General features: G+C 64.7%; 17 protein-coding genes. 8 read left to right on the forward strand and 9 right to left on the reverse strand.

Features of this window, described 5'->3' with window-relative positions:
- Window positions 1-27: 27 nt before the first annotated feature.
- Together NCR93_RS14480 and NCR93_RS14485 are read left to right on the forward strand one after the other, a co-directional pair.
- On the forward strand, window positions 28-765 hold the full coding sequence (locus tag NCR93_RS14480) for a metallophosphoesterase (protein WP_081851854.1): 738 nt from the start codon (window positions 28-30) through the stop codon (window positions 763-765).
- Window positions 766-838: 73 nt separating this feature from the next.
- Entirely contained in the window at window positions 839-2,167 is a 1,329-nt protein-coding gene (locus tag NCR93_RS14485; RefSeq protein ID WP_175982517.1) for a DNA topoisomerase IB, read from the forward strand.
- 13 nt (window positions 2,168-2,180) lie between these two features.
- On the opposite strand, the gene NCR93_RS14490 is transcribed toward NCR93_RS14485, so the two are convergent.
- From NCR93_RS14490 to NCR93_RS14500, 3 genes are all read right to left on the reverse strand, one after another.
- Window positions 2,181-2,912 carry an RES family NAD+ phosphorylase gene (locus NCR93_RS14490; protein ID WP_175982516.1) on the reverse strand — a complete coding sequence of 244 codons (732 nt, stop codon included), beginning with the start codon at window positions 2,910-2,912 and terminating at the stop codon, window positions 2,181-2,183.
- On the reverse strand, window positions 2,912-3,349 hold the full coding sequence (locus NCR93_RS14495; protein WP_008353999.1) for an MbcA/ParS/Xre antitoxin family protein: 438 nt from the start codon (window positions 3,347-3,349) through the stop codon (window positions 2,912-2,914). The genes NCR93_RS14490 and NCR93_RS14495 overlap by 1 nt, the downstream gene beginning before the upstream one ends.
- Before the next feature lie 93 nt (window positions 3,350-3,442).
- On the reverse strand, window positions 3,443-3,715 hold the full coding sequence (locus NCR93_RS14500; protein ID WP_008353997.1) for a DUF2866 domain-containing protein: 273 nt from the start codon (window positions 3,713-3,715) through the stop codon (window positions 3,443-3,445).
- A gap of 276 nt (window positions 3,716-3,991) precedes the next feature.
- Here NCR93_RS14500 and NCR93_RS14505 point away from each other — a divergent pair, with 276 nt between their 5' ends.
- Together NCR93_RS14505 and NCR93_RS14510 are read left to right on the forward strand one after the other, a co-directional pair.
- Entirely contained in the window at window positions 3,992-4,216 is a 225-nt protein-coding gene (locus NCR93_RS14505) for a hypothetical protein (RefSeq protein WP_175982515.1), read from the forward strand.
- A 17-nt stretch (window positions 4,217-4,233) separates the two neighbouring features.
- Window positions 4,234-4,542, forward strand: coding sequence for a hypothetical protein (locus NCR93_RS14510; protein WP_175982514.1), 309 nt, complete (start codon window positions 4,234-4,236; stop codon window positions 4,540-4,542).
- 82 nt (window positions 4,543-4,624) lie between these two features.
- Here the strand turns inward: NCR93_RS14510 and NCR93_RS14515 are convergent, their stop codons facing one another.
- Window positions 4,625-4,783 carry a DUF3309 family protein gene (locus NCR93_RS14515; RefSeq protein WP_008353994.1) on the reverse strand — a complete coding sequence of 53 codons (159 nt, stop codon included), beginning with the start codon at window positions 4,781-4,783 and terminating at the stop codon, window positions 4,625-4,627.
- A 318-nt stretch (window positions 4,784-5,101) separates the two neighbouring features.
- The gene (locus NCR93_RS14520) at window positions 5,102-6,688 is read right to left on the reverse strand and encodes an inorganic phosphate transporter (protein ID WP_175982513.1); all 1,587 of its coding nucleotides are present in this window, start codon (window positions 6,686-6,688) and stop codon (window positions 5,102-5,104) included.
- A gap of 182 nt (window positions 6,689-6,870) precedes the next feature.
- Here NCR93_RS14520 and NCR93_RS14525 point away from each other — a divergent pair, with 182 nt between their 5' ends.
- Window positions 6,871-8,328: a CHAD domain-containing protein gene (locus NCR93_RS14525; protein ID WP_175982512.1), complete on the forward strand. Its 1,458-nt coding sequence runs from the start codon at window positions 6,871-6,873 to the stop codon at window positions 8,326-8,328.
- 38 nt (window positions 8,329-8,366) lie between these two features.
- Window positions 8,367-9,191 (forward strand): TOBE domain-containing protein, encoded by an 825-nt coding sequence (locus tag NCR93_RS14530; protein ID WP_034471893.1) that lies wholly within the window; start codon window positions 8,367-8,369, stop codon window positions 9,189-9,191.
- Between the two features lie 29 nt (window positions 9,192-9,220).
- Here NCR93_RS14530 and NCR93_RS14535 read toward each other — a convergent pair whose 3' ends face one another.
- Entirely contained in the window at window positions 9,221-9,907 is a 687-nt protein-coding gene (locus NCR93_RS14535; RefSeq protein WP_175982511.1) for a phosphatase PAP2 family protein, read from the reverse strand.
- Between the two features lie 332 nt (window positions 9,908-10,239).
- Between NCR93_RS14535 and NCR93_RS14540 the strand changes: the two genes are divergently transcribed.
- Window positions 10,240-11,400 (forward strand): extracellular catalytic domain type 1 short-chain-length polyhydroxyalkanoate depolymerase, encoded by a 1,161-nt coding sequence (locus NCR93_RS14540; RefSeq protein WP_008353987.1) that lies wholly within the window; start codon window positions 10,240-10,242, stop codon window positions 11,398-11,400.
- Between the two features lie 139 nt (window positions 11,401-11,539).
- Window positions 11,540-11,713, forward strand: coding sequence for a DUF3563 family protein (locus tag NCR93_RS14545; RefSeq protein ID WP_008353986.1), 174 nt, complete (start codon window positions 11,540-11,542; stop codon window positions 11,711-11,713).
- 70 nt (window positions 11,714-11,783) lie between these two features.
- Here the strand turns inward: NCR93_RS14545 and NCR93_RS14550 are convergent, their stop codons facing one another.
- The 3 genes from NCR93_RS14550 to NCR93_RS14560 all read right to left on the reverse strand — a co-directional run bounded on the left by NCR93_RS14550 (window position 11,784) and on the right by NCR93_RS14560 (window position 13,722).
- Window positions 11,784-12,203, reverse strand: coding sequence for an organic hydroperoxide resistance protein (locus tag NCR93_RS14550; protein ID WP_175982510.1), 420 nt, complete (start codon window positions 12,201-12,203; stop codon window positions 11,784-11,786).
- A gap of 131 nt (window positions 12,204-12,334) precedes the next feature.
- Window positions 12,335-12,796 carry a MarR family winged helix-turn-helix transcriptional regulator gene (locus NCR93_RS14555; protein ID WP_175982509.1) on the reverse strand — a complete coding sequence of 154 codons (462 nt, stop codon included), beginning with the start codon at window positions 12,794-12,796 and terminating at the stop codon, window positions 12,335-12,337.
- A 104-nt stretch (window positions 12,797-12,900) separates the two neighbouring features.
- On the reverse strand, window positions 12,901-13,722 hold the full coding sequence (locus NCR93_RS14560; protein WP_250532255.1) for a BPSS1780 family membrane protein: 822 nt from the start codon (window positions 13,720-13,722) through the stop codon (window positions 12,901-12,903).
- Between the last annotated feature and the right edge of the window lies 1 nt (window position 13,723).

The following is a 13,723-nucleotide window of genomic DNA, read 5'->3' on the forward strand; positions in this document are numbered from 1 at the left end:
GTCATTGACGAGCGCTATCATCGGCGCATGAATGGTCCTACCTATCCTATCGTCTGCAGGCATCCCGCCAATGATCTCGGCCGCGATTTCGTGGTCGGGGATCTGCACGGCTGCGTCGATGCGCTGCGTTATCTTCTGCACGAAATCGGTTTCGACGGCGCGCGGGACAGGCTGTTCTCCGTCGGCGATCTGGTCGATCGCGGCACGGATTCGCTCGCGGCCATCGATCTCATCGACAAGCCGTGGTTTTATCCCGTGCTCGGCAATCACGAGGATGCGCTGATCGCGGTCGCGACCGGCGCGATGCGCCGTCAATCGTGGTACGCGATCGGCGGCGCGTGGGCTGAAACCGTCCCCGACGATCAGCTTGCCGCGCTCGCCGCGCGGCTCTCGACGCTGCCGCTCGTGCGGATCGTCGGCGAGGGCGAGCGGCGCTTCAACGTGCTGCACGCGGAGTTCTTCGGCAACGACGCCGAACTCGATGCCGGCGACTATCACGAAGACGTCCGCGGGCAGATCCTTTGGGGCCGCAGCCTTGCGCTCGGTCACGCGGACCCCGGGCTGCAATTCGGCCTGTCGCCCACTTACTGCGGCCATACGCCGACGCGCGCGGTGAAGCAGATCGGCTCGCAGATTTACATCGATACGTGCGCGTTCGCGCCCGAAGGCCGGCTCACGATCGTGCAGGCCGGCACCGACGAGCGCTGGTCCGTAAAAGAGCGCTGGGCGTCGTCCGAAGGCGCGCGCGAACTCGCGCTGCCGTGACTCCGGTGCAACGCGGCACGCACGTTGCTCGAATCTTCGCCATCGATAGAAGACCAATCAGGCGAGGCGCGCGGTGGCGAAAATCGGAACGAACAACGAGACAGGCGGCGGCGCCGGCGACCGCCTGACGGTCGACGTGCAGGGCTGCCCGGATGATTTGCCGCCCGGCCTGCGCTACGTGGACGATTCGCGGCGCGGCTATACGCGCGAATGGATCGACGGCGCGTTCGCGTACTTCAACACGCAGGGCAAGCGCATCGACGACGAAGCCGAGATTCGCCGCATCAACGCGCTCGCGATTCCGCCCGCTTACACCGATGTGTGGATTTGCCCCGACTCGCGCGGCCATCTCCAGGCGACCGGACGCGATGCGCGCGGTCGCAAGCAATATCGCTATCACCTGCAATGGCGCGAAACGCGCGACGCGAACAAGTACGAACGCATGCTCGCGTTTTCGGCGGTGCTGCCGAAACTGCGCTCGCGGGTTACGCGCGATCTGGCGCTCGACGGCATGCCGCGCGACAAGGTGCTCGCGACCGTGGTGCGTCTGCTCGATACGACGCTGATCCGCGTCGGCAGCGAGGAATACGCGCGCGAAAACCGCTCGTACGGACTGACGACGTTGAGAAAGCGGCATCTGAAAGTGTCGGCGGGAACGTTGCGGTTCAAGTTTCGCGGCAAGAGCGGCATCGAGCACGATGTCGCCGTGAGCGACGCGCGGGTCGCACGCATCGTCAAGCGCTGCATGGATCTGCCGGGGCAGGATCTCTTCCAGTATCTCGATGAGGACGGCGAGCGCCATTCGGTTTCTTCATCCGACATCAACGAATATCTGCGCGAGATCACCGGCGCGGATTTCACGGCGAAGGATTACCGGACGTGGGCGGGCAGCGTGTTCGCGCTCGCGGCGCTGAGAAAGCTGAAATGGGAGACGGTGACCGAGGCGCGCAAGCATGTCGTCGGCACGGTGAAGGAAGTCGCGCAACTGCTGCGCAATACGCCCGCCGTGTGCCGCAAATGCTATGTGCATCCGGCCGTGATCGAGGCGTTCGAAGCCGGCGAGCTCGCCGAATCGATGCCCGCGTCGCGCCGTCACGGTCTCAAGACCGATGAAGCCGCGCTCGCGATCTTCCTCGAAAAGGAAGCGAAACGCCGCACGCGCGAGGCGGCGCGCAAGAACCGCAAAGGCGCGACGCCAAGCGACGCGCGCCTGACCCGGCTGCTGGGCGAATCGAGCCGCAAGGCGCGCGCGGGTGCGCTGAAATCGAGCGGCAAGAACGCGGCGTCGCAGGCGCTCGAGCAGGTCGGCAAGAAAGCGGCGAGAAAGGCGGCGCGCCCGGCGTCGAAGAAGCTCTCGCGCACGCGCACCGAAACGGCTGTGGCGATCGGCTCGGGAAGGTGAAACGTTTGCCCGTTCAGCCGACCTGATTCAGCTCGAACACGTAGTCGATCGCCTCGCCGTTCCAGTTGTATTCGAGATACGCCGCGTGCCGGCAGTCGCGCAGCATCGTCGTGCGCAGGGCGGCGAGGCATTCGCCCTGCGGATCGCGCACCGAGGGATACACGATCCCCGGCGCACCGGCCGCCCGCACCGCGCGTCCGAGCGCCTTGCCCGGGCCGTAGTCGTCCGGCGCGAGGATGCGCGGATCGAGGCCCGTTCGCGCGATCGCGTCGCCGCGCAGATCGACGACATCGCCGTGCGCCCGCACTGTGTAGAGACGCATCTGCTGGCGCGTCGGCGCTTCGTTCGTCGCGGCGAGAAAAAGCCCGGAGTGATAGCGCGTTTCCGCGATCGCCGTCTGCCGGTCGCGGCCGCAGTAAAAGACGCCGTAGCTGCCGTCCGAGAAACGGCTGCCGTTCGGATTCAGATGCGTGAACGCCGCCATGATCGGCCCGCAGCCCGGCCCGAAACAGCGCTCTTCCGCGGGCACGAGATCGAGTTCGCCGATTTCGGTGCGCAGGCGGTCGTTCGTCATCGCCTCCAGTGCGTAGAGCGCTTCGAAATCCTGCGGCGACGCCACGCGATCGAAGAGATTGACGGCAGGAAAGCGCGTGGGAATCACGCGATACGCCGGCGACCAGTCGAGCAGACTGTGCGGCCACTGTTCGCGCCAGTTCGGTGTGTCCTTGCTGAATGCAATTCCCATCACGCCCAGCCGCCTCGCATCGCGTCGAGATATTGGCGCACGGCGACGAGATCGCTGATATTGCCCGCCAGCAGCCGATCGAGCGCCGGACGCCCGCCGAACGGCGGCGCGGCATTGGGGCGGCGGATCCAGGTATCGGCGGCTTTCGGATCGGGGAGAAGGATTTGCAGCGCCTTGTAGATGCCGAGAATCAGCGAAAGGCGCTCGAGCGTGTCGCGAGCGAGGCGGGCGGATTCGGGGTCCTGCTTCCATTTGAAATAGGTGGAGCGCCCCGGCGAGCCGAGCAGCGTGATCTGCTCCTCGGCGGATAGCGCCCAGTCGCGGGCGATATTGAAGAAGGCGCGTAGACCGGCAGCGGATAGATCACCCGAATCCAGCGCCGGACGCGGCACCGGACGGCCGGCCGACGCATGTTCGGCGCGTGCGGCGTTGGGCATGTCGTTAAGTCTCCAAAGGAACTTTGCAACAATATTAGTCCACATTTGGATTAATGCAAGCCCGCCATGCGCTTTTTGACTCGAAGCGCCGGATCAGTCTTCGTCGTCGGTCGGGCCGTAGCGGCGGCCCGGTACGTGGGATTTGAGCGCATCGGCGATTTGCGACGGCGTGCAGTCGGCGGGAAAGACGCGTCGCTGCACGCGCTGGTCGGTCTTCGACGCCCATTCGACCATTCGGTAAGGCGCGCCCCACGGCGGCTCGACCGGCAGGGAAAGACGGCATTCGCGCAGGGTGAGCGCGTATTGTTTGCGCATCGTCGGAGCGAGATTGGCGAAGCTGCGGCGCGCGGCGGTGTTGGCTGGCATGGCACGTTCCTCACGGTGATGGCTCGGCCGTCCGGTGCGGACGGCGGCAACGGAGCCGGATCGCGAGACGAGTGTGTCGGCGCAGAATTAAGAGGGACTTAATCGCGCGCGACGCCGCATCGATGCGCGGCAAAACGCCGCTGCACGCCGCCGAAGGCCGATGCATGCGCCGGTCAAGAGGCGCTTCGGCATTTTCGCCACGACGCGCGCCGCCTGTTTGCCGCGGCGTCGGCTTACTGTATATTCGTACAGCTTGTCCGCAACAGGAGCTCGCCGATGAACCCACGCAACGATCCGCTCGAAGCCGCTGCGCTCGAACGTTTCATGCGCGCGACGCGCGCGGTCAACGTGGCGTTCGACGCCACGCGCGGCGAGCCGGATTTCGAGCGGGACGGGCGCTCCGTCGCGCGCTCGATCGAGCGTCTCGACGCCGCGTTGCTCGAGCTGGAAACATCCGAGCAGACGCTCGACGCCATCCTCTCGCGCAGAGCGGGCCACTAACCGTTGGAGCGAATCACTTGAAGCGCGTATTCCTGATCGTCGTTCTTCTGATCGGCTCGTCGTCGCTTTTTGCGGCCGAGCGCTACACGGAAGTCTGGAATCCTCCCGAAGCACAGTCCGTCAAGGGCAAGAGCAAGACGCACGCGGCGCCGCAGACGGCAGCCAAAAAGAAGCACAAGGGCGCCACGTCCGTGAAGCAGGTCGCCGATAAAGCCGCTATCGAACAGGCGCCGGTCACGCCGCGTTCGAAGGCATCGTCGCCGAAGCAGAGCGAGCCGGTCATCCCGCGCAAGATCGAGCCGAACGGCCAGGTGATGCGCGTCTAGACCGCGGCCGCAATTGACAAAAAGGGGCGTCCCGCCGGGAGCGCCCCTTTTTTCTTACGCGGCCAACAACAGCCGCGCGATGTCACAACCGACCCATCAGCAACAGAACGATCACTACGATCAGCACGACGCCGACGATCCCGCTCGGCCCGTAGCCCCAACTGCGGCTGTGCGGCCAGGAAGGAATGGCGCCGATCAAGAGCAGGATCAGGATGATCAGCAGTATGGTTCCGATCGTCATTTCGACTTCTCCTTATTCAAATGATCGCGTGACGGATCGGCGTCCGGCGCAGCCTCCCAACTGTCATCGACAGTCATGCGCCGAAGGAGCGGCGGTTCGTGGCCGCCGGCACGATCAGTCTTGCGATCGACGACTGCATACGAGCAATGGCCGTGCCAGTAGCGACGAAAGCCCGCGGCATCAGGCATTGCGGGCAGTGAGCGAACGTGCGCCAGCGCAGACGAATGTCGAAAAGGAGAGGCGAAACGAGGCGGGACGGGCAAAACTTGCACGGCGCGCGAAAGCCTTCGCGCGCCGCTTTTTACGCAAGCGATCCGCTCAGAATAGGCCGCGGAACGCCCAGAACAGCAGGCCCGCGAGCGCGATCGAAACCGGCAGCGTCAGGATCCACGCGAGCGCGAGGCTGCGCACGGTGCGCCATTGCAGGCCGGAGCCGTTCGCGGCCATCGTGCCCGCGACGCCCGACGACAGCACGTGCGTCGTGCTGACGGGCAAGCCGTAGACATCGGCGGCGCCGATGGTCAGCATCGCGACGAGTTCCGCCGACGCGCCTTGTCCGTACGTCAGATGCGTCTTGCCGATGCGCTCGCCGACCGTCACGACGATCCGCTTCCACCCGACCATCGTGCCCAATCCGAGCGCGACGGCGACGGCGACCTTCACCCACGTCGGGATGAACTTCGTCGCGTGGTCGAGCTGCTTCTTGTAGTTGCCGAGCACGGCGTCGTCGTCCTTGGAAAAGGCGGGCGCTTTCTGCTTCTCCATGATGCGCAGTGCCTCCGACGCGATGTACATCTCGTTGCGCACGTTGCGGACGTTGCCCTGCGGCACTTCGGCCATCGTTTGGCTCGGGCGGATCTGCGCTTCGATCGAGTCGACGACGCGCTTCAGCGACGCGATCGTGTCCGGCGCGAGCGTCTTCGTCTGCACGTATTTCTCGACCTGGGCGCGCGCGTCGGCGGCGGGCGGAGCGCCGTTGCTGTAGCGCTGCAATACGTCCGATGCGCTGCGGCTCACCGCGACGAACGTCTGCGTTTCGCTCGCCGTCACGGCCTTGTTCAGCGCGTAGGCGGTCGGCACGGTGCCGATCAGGATCAGCATGATGAGGCCCATGCCTTTCTGGCCATCGTTCGAGCCGTGCGCGAACGACACGCCCGTGCATGTCAGGATCAGCAGACAGCGGATCCAGAACGGCGGCGGCGTGTTCTTCTCCGGCTCTTTGTAGAGCGCGGGCACGCGCACGACGAGCTTCAGCACGTAAAGCAGAAAACCCGCGAGGATGAAGCCGACGAGCGGCGAAAACAGCAGCGACTTGCCGACGGACATCGCCTGGCTCCAGTCGACGCCCGACGTGCCGTTCGTGCCGTGCAACAACTGGTTCATGAGGCCGACGCCGATCACCGAGCCGATCAGCGTATGCGAACTCGACGACGGCAGGCCGAGCGCCCAGGTGCCGAGATTCCAGATGATCGCCGCGATGAGGAGCGCGAAGACCATCGCGAAGCCCTGCGAACTGCCGACGCCGATGATCAGTTCCACCGGCAGCAATTGCAGGATGCCGAACGCGACCGCGCCGCTCGAAATCAACACGCCGATGAAATTCCATGCTCCCGACCAGACTACCGCTAAGTTTGGCGTCAACGAGTGCGTGTAAATTACAGTGGCGACAGCATTCGCCGTGTCATGAAAACCGTTGACGAATTCGAAGCCGAGCGCAATCAGGAGCGCGACGCCGAGCAGAATGTATGGAAACGCCGACGATTCGCGCACCGGCGCGAGATCTTCGAGCAGATGCAGGACGCAGTACACCGCGCCCGCGCCGATGGCGAGCAGAAAGAGCAGTAGCGCGAGGCGTTGTCCGAGCGTGCGGCCCGTCTGGGATTGAGGAAAGGCAATCTGGTTCATGAACGCGTCCTTGGGGCTGGTCCTGCGCGAGGTCGTATCGGAAAGGTGAAAAAGCAGACGAGAAGCGTTTCAGAAGCTCAAATGGGCATGTTTCCCGGCGCGTGTGTCGATTTCATGAATCGGGAAACGGCAGCCATTTCGTATGAATTGACGGGCGGCGTCAGATCGCCCGGGGAGACTTCATGACGATGTGGATCGAGGTGACGCTGCACGCGCATCGATCGGACGATGGAGCCGAGGACGCGCTGCATCGCGTGGCCGCATTCGCGGGCGCGGAACCCGTCCGGACGCGCTTCACGACGCGCGAGATTCCGCTGAAAACGCCGCGATGGCGGTTGTCGATCGAAACGCTCGAGGGCGCGCGCACGCTGTGCGCCGTGCAAAAAGAGAGCGTGCCGATGCCCGGCTTCACGCGCTATCGGACTTTCGCGCGGCCCGCGGGTGAGGATCTGGCGGCGTCGCTGGTCGAATTCGCGCATGCCGACGACGCGCTCGCCGAGCCGCTCGCGAACGCGCATCGGGATATGGCGGCGGACTCGGAAGCCGGGCGCGAGATCGAACGCATCGAATGGCGCGTCGATGCCGGCGGCGCGGACATTCTCGCGTCGCTCGAAACTTCGGAAGAGGAACCGCCGATCTTGCGGCTCGCGGCGCCCGCGGTGAACGGCGCGCTGGACGCCGTCTTCGGGCTCGCTGGCGAGGTGATCGACGCCGCGCCGTTTTTCATCGCGCCGGACGACGAGCACGCATCGCAAGCGGAACCTGTGCATGCCGCGAAACTCGACCTGCCGCGCACGGCGACGCGCCGCGAAGCGTTCGTCGCCATCGCGGCGTCGGTGGCGGGGCAGTGGTTCGGCAACGCGGCCGCGTCGCGCGCGGGTCTGGGCGACGAGCACGTGCATCAGTTGCGCGTCGCGCAGCGTCGGCTGAAGACGCTGCTGAAGCTCTTTCGCGACGATATCGACGACACGTGGAATGCGTGCATCGCGCCCGATCTGAAGTGGTTCGGCGACCTGCTCGCCGATGCACGCGACTGGGACGTCTTCACCGACAGGACGCTGCCTGCCTACGCCGAATCGGACGACGACGCCACGCGCTGGCAACCGGTCATCGCCGCTGCGGACGTGAAGCGCCGCGTCGCGCGCGACAAGGTGCACGACGCGCTGGCGTCGAAGCGCCATGCACGCCTGATGCTCGCGTTCGTCGAATGGCTCGCGCGGTTCTCATCGCAGGAAGACGAGTCGCCGATGCGCTTTGTCAGCTTTGCCGAAAAACGCATCCGCAAGGACTACCGGCGTATCGCGCGCGCGCCCGATCTCGCGTCGCTCGAAGCGCATGAGCGGCATCGCGTCCGCATCCATGCCAAGCGCCTGCGATATGCGCTCGAATTCTTCCGCTCGGTGACGTCGCGGAGAACGCGTACCGACACGGCGAAGCTGCTCGGCGAATTGCAGACGGTGCTCGGCGAAGCAAACGATGCAGCCGTCGCCGCCGATCGGCTCGCGGCGCTCCCCGAAGCCACCGATTATCAGCGCGGTTTCGCGCGGGCCTGGGGTGCGGCGTCGGCGCGCAAGGACGCGCGCGAAGGCGAGCGGCTGCTGCGTTCGATGCACCGTCCGCGTGCGAAGGCATCGATATAATCCGTCCCATTGTTTCAGCACGATCACAGAGGCTAGAGATGAGTAAAACAGCACCGTCGAAGGTGCGCGATCCGCTGGAACTCGGTGGCTCCGTATGGCTGCGCAGCGGCACGGAGACGCTCGGGGGCGCGGCGCGCATTGCGCTTCTGGCCGCGATCCGCGACACGGGATCGATCACCGCCGCGGCGAAGGCCGTGGGCATGAGCTACAAGGGCGCGTGGGACGCCGTCGACACCATGAACAACCTTGCCGGCGAACCGCTCGTGACCAGCGCGGCGGGCGGCAAGGGCGGCGGCGGCACAACGCTCACGCCGTCAGCGTTGCGTCTCATCGACACGTATCACGCGATCGAACGCGAGCATCGGAAATTTCTGGAACGGGCGGGCGCGGCCATCGAAGGCTTCGCCCACGATTGGGAACTGATCGGAAGATTGGGAATGAAAACAAGCGCACGCAACCAACTGGCCGGCAAGGTGACGAAGGTCACGCGTGGAGCGGTGAACGACGAAATCGAACTCGGCTTGCCCGGCGGGCAGACGATCGTCGCGGTCGTCACGCACGAGAGCACGCAGGCGCTGGGCCTGAAGGAAGGCAGCGATGCGTTCGCGCTTATCAAGGCGTCGTGGGTCATGCTGATGGAAGACACCGGCGCAAAGCTGTCGGCGCGCAACCAGTTGCGTGGCACGGTTGCCAGTCTGACGAAGGGCGCGGTGAACGCGGAGGTTTCGCTGTCGCTCGACGGCGGCACGACCATCACCGCGATCATCACGAACCAGAGCGCGGACACGCTCGGCCTGACGCAAGGTCAGAAGGCCGTTGCGGTGATCAAGGCGTCGAGCGTGATTATCGGCGTGAACGATTAAGGCATCATGCAGTGAACGCAGCGGCCGCGTCAGGCGGCCGCGCGGTCGTCCTGCGGCAGTTCAGTGCGGCGTTCCGGCGCGCGAAATTTCTTCGACTTCCAGCTTGCCCGCACATACGGACGCTCATGGCCCGACAGCCCGAGCGCGATTTCCGTGATCCATTGCTGCGTCGGCACGGGCACGCCGTGCAGCGCCACGACGACCGCCGCGAGACTCGCGGCGACGGGCGCCGGCGCGAGCCTGCCGGACTCGGCGCGCCACGTGAACCACACGAACGCGAGCGCGACGACCGCGCCGAGCGCGCAACCAGCGACCACTTCCGATACCGAATGCGCGTCGAGCACGACGCGCGACACGCCCACCCATACGCCCAGCAACAGACCGAGCGCGACGCCGATGGCGCGCCACGCGCCGCGCGCCGGCAACAGCGCGACGAAAATCGCGACGGGCAGCACCGCTGTGGACATCAGCGCATGTCCGCTGACGCCGGTGAAGTCGAGATGGCGCACGCCGATACCCCAGCCGATAAACGCGATCTTGCTCAACGCGACGAGGCCGCTCGCCGCGCCGAGCAGTGCGAGCCACGCGACAGAATATTTCCATCGATAGCCGACGGCGAGCCATGCGGCGACGATGAGGGCCACCGGCCCCATCACGCCGACGCTGCCGAGCGCGGTCACGGAGATCCAGGCGGAAACGGGTAGGTCTACGGTCATTGGTTTTCTGGGAATAAGGGTTGCTGCAGTGCGGCAGCGGCGAGGGGGCCGTTCTGCCGGCGGCTGGCGCTTCGACACGCTGCCGCAAATTCGCTCCAGTATAACGCTTGGGAACATACTGAATTATCCGACATTGCTTAAAGCGAGTTGACGGTTACATCGCGTAACTATCGTCTAATTTCGGGTATCTTCGCGATTTGCTGTTAATTCATCCCGAGATCTGTACGCTCAAGGCAGGTAATCCAGCCGTTTTGATGTTATTGTGCAATGCACAACACGGCGCGCGTTTTCGTCGCGCCATCCCATTGCATGAAGTGGAGGACCCAGCCGAAATGTCCAAAAGCCTTACCAAGCTCTGGTTGCGCGGCTTGAGACGCCTGGTCGCCGGCCAAGTCGAAGCGATCCGCACACCCAAGCCCCGTGCGGCGGCCAAGCCCGCGCGCGCGAAAACCGTCAAGTCGAAACTGAAATCGGGGGCGTCTGCGAAGGCGGCAACAGCGCCCCGCGCCAGCGCGCGTCCCGTGCCGCGCGAATCGCGTGTGCGTCCGCGCGCGTCGGCGTGGGCGCGCGGGAAGTGGGCGCGCTCGTATCATTCGGCCCCGCCGACGAGCGGCCGCTTCGTCAATCACATGTCGTACGCGCTCTATCTGCCGCCGAAAGCCGGGTCCGAGCCGGTTCCGCTCGTGGTCATGCTGCACGGTTGCAAGCAGAACGCCGACGAATTCGCGCAAGGCACGCGCATCAATCTGCTTGCCGATCGATACGGATTCGCGGTGCTGTATCCCGAGCAATCGAAGCACGATCACGCGCATCGCTGTTGGCGCTGGTATGACGATTCCGGTAGCGCCGGCGGTGGCGAAGCTGCGTCCGTCGTCTCGCTGGTGAACGCGATGGTCGAGCAGCACGATCTGGATCCGGAGCGCGTCTATCTTGCGGGCATGTCCGCCGGTGCGGGACTCGCGGCGCTGCTCGCCGTGCGTTATCCGCACGTGTTCGCGGCCGTCGGCCTGCACTCGGGCGTGGTGTTCGGCGAGGCGCGTTCGGCCATCGGCGCGATGGACGTCATGCGCCGCGGCGCGCGCAGCGATCCCGTCACGCTCATCGACGCGGCTGTCGACGTTCGCGATTATCCGGGCATGCCGGCGATCATCGTGCACGGAGAACTGGATTCGGTGGTCGCGGCCGCGAACGCCGAGCAGCTCGCCAAGCAGTTTCTGCGGCTGAACGGCTTCATCGACGCCGCAGGCAATCGCCGCGCGGGCGAGGCGCGCGAGGAAGCGCATCCGGATGGTGTCGTGACGGACTATTTCAAGAACGGCCGACGCGTGGTGAAGACGTCGATCGTGCGCGGCCTGGGCCATTCATGGGCCGGCGGCGACGATACCGTCGCTTTCCACTCGTCCAAAGGACCGGATTCTTCAGCGGTGATGTGGGAGTTTTTCAAGCACCAGCGGCGTCCGAGCGAGGCCGCGCGCGATGCGTACGTCGCCTGACGCCGGGCGCGCGGTGTTGCAGGTGTTGCAATTTAGTCTTTAGTATCAGCGTTCTAGCGATTAGGGCTGGCGTTGGATCAGGGATTACCCTATAATCCGCTTCATAGGTAGTAACCCCAGTATTCAAGCGAGGCCCACCATGTTCCTGCTCAGCCGCATTTTCCTGTTCCTGACCAAATCCGCCGATGAACGCGATCGCGCGCGCGACGACGCTTATCTCGCCGAAGCCACGGACATCTACGATCTCGAATATCGTATGAAGAAGCTGGATCAGCGTGCTACGGCGCGTCACCCGGCGTGGATGTCGAACTAAGCTCTGCCTTCGACGGTTCTCGAACATGCCGGCCTTTTAGGCCGGCATTTTTGTTTCCGCTCGCGTCGTCTCAGACGAGCTTCACGCGCACATCCACGTTGTTGCGTGTCGCGTTCGAGTACGGGCAAACCTTGTGTGCTGCATCGACCAATGCCTGAGCGTCGGGCGCGTCGAGGCCCGGCAGCGACACGCGCAGCTCGATATCGAGCTTGAATCCGCCTGCATCGTTGGGACCGACGCCCACGTCCGCCGTTACGCTTGTATCGGCCGGCACTGCGCGCTTTTGCTGACCCGCGACGAACTTCATCGCTGAGAGAAAGCAGGCGGAATAGCCCGCAGCGAACAATTGCTCGGGATTCGTACCCGGTGCGCCCGTTCCGCCCAGTTCCTTCGGCGCGCTCAACTTCACATTCAATTGCTCGTCCGAGGAAATGGCGCGGCCATCGCGTCCGCCGGTGCTGGTTGCCGTCGCCTTGTACAGGATGCTCATCGTTTCTCTCCTTATGTTTCGGTAGTCAGATCAATGTTGCGTTCACCACGGCGTAAATATATCGCGCTATTAATTAGTGTGCAAATTAAAATTCGACGATGGGGCCGTTAGCGTGTTGCTATCGGTTCGGATCAGTTGTCGATGTACTCGCCGAGGGAGGCGCGCAGCCGCACCAGATCGTTGCGCAGACGCAGCATCGCGTCGATGTCCGAACCGGAGGCGCAGTAGATTTCGCTGGGAATCGCGCGGGCGGCTTGTTTCAGCGCGGCGCCGGCGTCGGTCAGTCGGATGTGAACCTGGCGCTCGTCTTCCACGCCGCGCACGCGCTCGACATAGCCCTGCGCTTCGAGACGCTTGAGAAGCGGTGTCATCGTCGCGGAATCGAGCGAGAGACGCGCGGCGATTTCCTTGACCGTGAGGTCGTCGGATTCCCAAAGCACGAGCATCGCCAGGTATTGCGGATACGTCAGCCCGAGCTTCTCCAGCAGCGGCTTGTACGCCTTCGTCATCGCGAGCGAAGTCGAATAGAGCGCGAAGCACAACTGCTGATCGAGTTCGAGCGGAAACTCAGGCAAAACGTTTGACGAGGTCATGACAGAGGCGCGGCGAAAGGCCGGGATGGCCGATCTCGCTAGTGTACGTGCAATGCTTCGCGCACGAATCATCGCCGCGCCCGTTCGAAGAGCGCGGCATCCGGTCAAGCCTTGGGCGTGCCCGGTGCGTCGGGAATGTCCGGCGAATCGGGGGACTGCACGCCGAAACAGCCGCGATAAGTCGCGTAGAACGAGCAATACAGCGCGGTCGTGACGATGATCGATGCCGGCATCAGCACCGCGAGCGCCATTTCCTGTCCCACGCCGAGCGCCTGCATCAGCGTGGTCAGGCCGAACGAGACCGCGAGCGCGATCACGATCCACAGCACGCCGTAAAAAATGAACGCGCCGCGATTGCGCCAGCACGAGACGAGGCTGAAGAACAGCGCCTTCGCGGGCGGCACGTCGTGCCACGCGACGAGGATCGGCGCGAACCAGAACAGCATCGCGATCGGGACATAGCACGCCATCGCGACGAGCACCGCGAGCGGACTGAAGCTCGCGGCAACCGTTTCCGGATCGCCGCTCGGGCCGTCGCCCATCATGATGCGGAGCAGCGTGCCGCCATCCACGAGCGCCGACGCCATGAAGATGACCATCATCGCGACGATGTACAGCGCGCCCAGCGCGAGCAGCCTGCGCGCGACGACGCTGCCGTACGAGCGGAATCCGTCGACGAGAATGGTCGGCCAGACGGGCTTGCCCGCGATCGTGTTGCGGCACGCCGCCATGAAGCCGACCGCGACCCCCGGAATGAACAGCAGCGGCAGCAACGGGCCGACGAGCGGCACACGGGAGATCAGCGTCATCACGAACAGATACGCGAAGAACACCGTGAGGAAGGCAAACGGGTTGCGGCGGAACAGCCAGATGCCCTGACGGAACCACACGTAGCCGGTCTTGGCCGGAACTTCGATCAGTCGCATG

It is taken from the genome of Caballeronia sp. ATUFL_F1_KS39 (assembly GCF_023630985.1).
GTDB lineage: Bacteria > Pseudomonadota > Gammaproteobacteria > Burkholderiales > Burkholderiaceae > Caballeronia > Caballeronia zhejiangensis.

Excerpts from the sequence above, each read along its gene's own strand:
- NCR93_RS14490 (WP_175982516.1), bottom strand. The coding sequence starts at position 2,912 with ATGGGAATTGCATTCAGCAAGGACACACCGAACTGGCGCGAACAGTGG.
- NCR93_RS14500 (WP_008353997.1), bottom strand. The coding sequence starts at position 3,715 with ATGCCAGCCAACACCGCCGCGCGCCGCAGCTTCGCCAATCTCGCTCCG.
- NCR93_RS14535 (WP_175982511.1), bottom strand. The coding sequence starts at position 9,907 with ATGACCGTAGACCTACCCGTTTCCGCCTGGATCTCCGTGACCGCGCTC.
- NCR93_RS14505 (WP_175982515.1), top strand. The coding sequence starts at position 3,992 with ATGAACCCACGCAACGATCCGCTCGAAGCCGCTGCGCTCGAACGTTTC.
- NCR93_RS14530 (WP_034471893.1), top strand. The coding sequence starts at position 8,367 with ATGAGTAAAACAGCACCGTCGAAGGTGCGCGATCCGCTGGAACTCGGT.
- NCR93_RS14515 (WP_008353994.1), bottom strand. The coding sequence starts at position 4,783 with ATGACGATCGGAACCATACTGCTGATCATCCTGATCCTGCTCTTGATC.
- NCR93_RS14545 (WP_008353986.1), top strand. The coding sequence starts at position 11,540 with ATGTTCCTGCTCAGCCGCATTTTCCTGTTCCTGACCAAATCCGCCGAT.
- NCR93_RS14495 (WP_008353999.1), bottom strand. The coding sequence starts at position 3,349 with ATGCCCAACGCCGCACGCGCCGAACATGCGTCGGCCGGCCGTCCGGTG.
- NCR93_RS14480 (WP_081851854.1), top strand. The coding sequence starts at position 28 with ATGAATGGTCCTACCTATCCTATCGTCTGCAGGCATCCCGCCAATGAT.
- NCR93_RS14525 (WP_175982512.1), top strand. The coding sequence starts at position 6,871 with ATGACGATGTGGATCGAGGTGACGCTGCACGCGCATCGATCGGACGAT.
- NCR93_RS14550 (WP_175982510.1), bottom strand. The coding sequence starts at position 12,203 with ATGAGCATCCTGTACAAGGCGACGGCAACCAGCACCGGCGGACGCGAT.
- NCR93_RS14540 (WP_008353987.1), top strand. The coding sequence starts at position 10,240 with ATGTCCAAAAGCCTTACCAAGCTCTGGTTGCGCGGCTTGAGACGCCTG.
- NCR93_RS14520 (WP_175982513.1), bottom strand. The coding sequence starts at position 6,688 with ATGAACCAGATTGCCTTTCCTCAATCCCAGACGGGCCGCACGCTCGGA.
- NCR93_RS14555 (WP_175982509.1), bottom strand. The coding sequence starts at position 12,796 with ATGACCTCGTCAAACGTTTTGCCTGAGTTTCCGCTCGAACTCGATCAG.
- NCR93_RS14560 (WP_250532255.1), bottom strand. The coding sequence starts at position 13,722 with ATGCGACTGATCGAAGTTCCGGCCAAGACCGGCTACGTGTGGTTCCGT.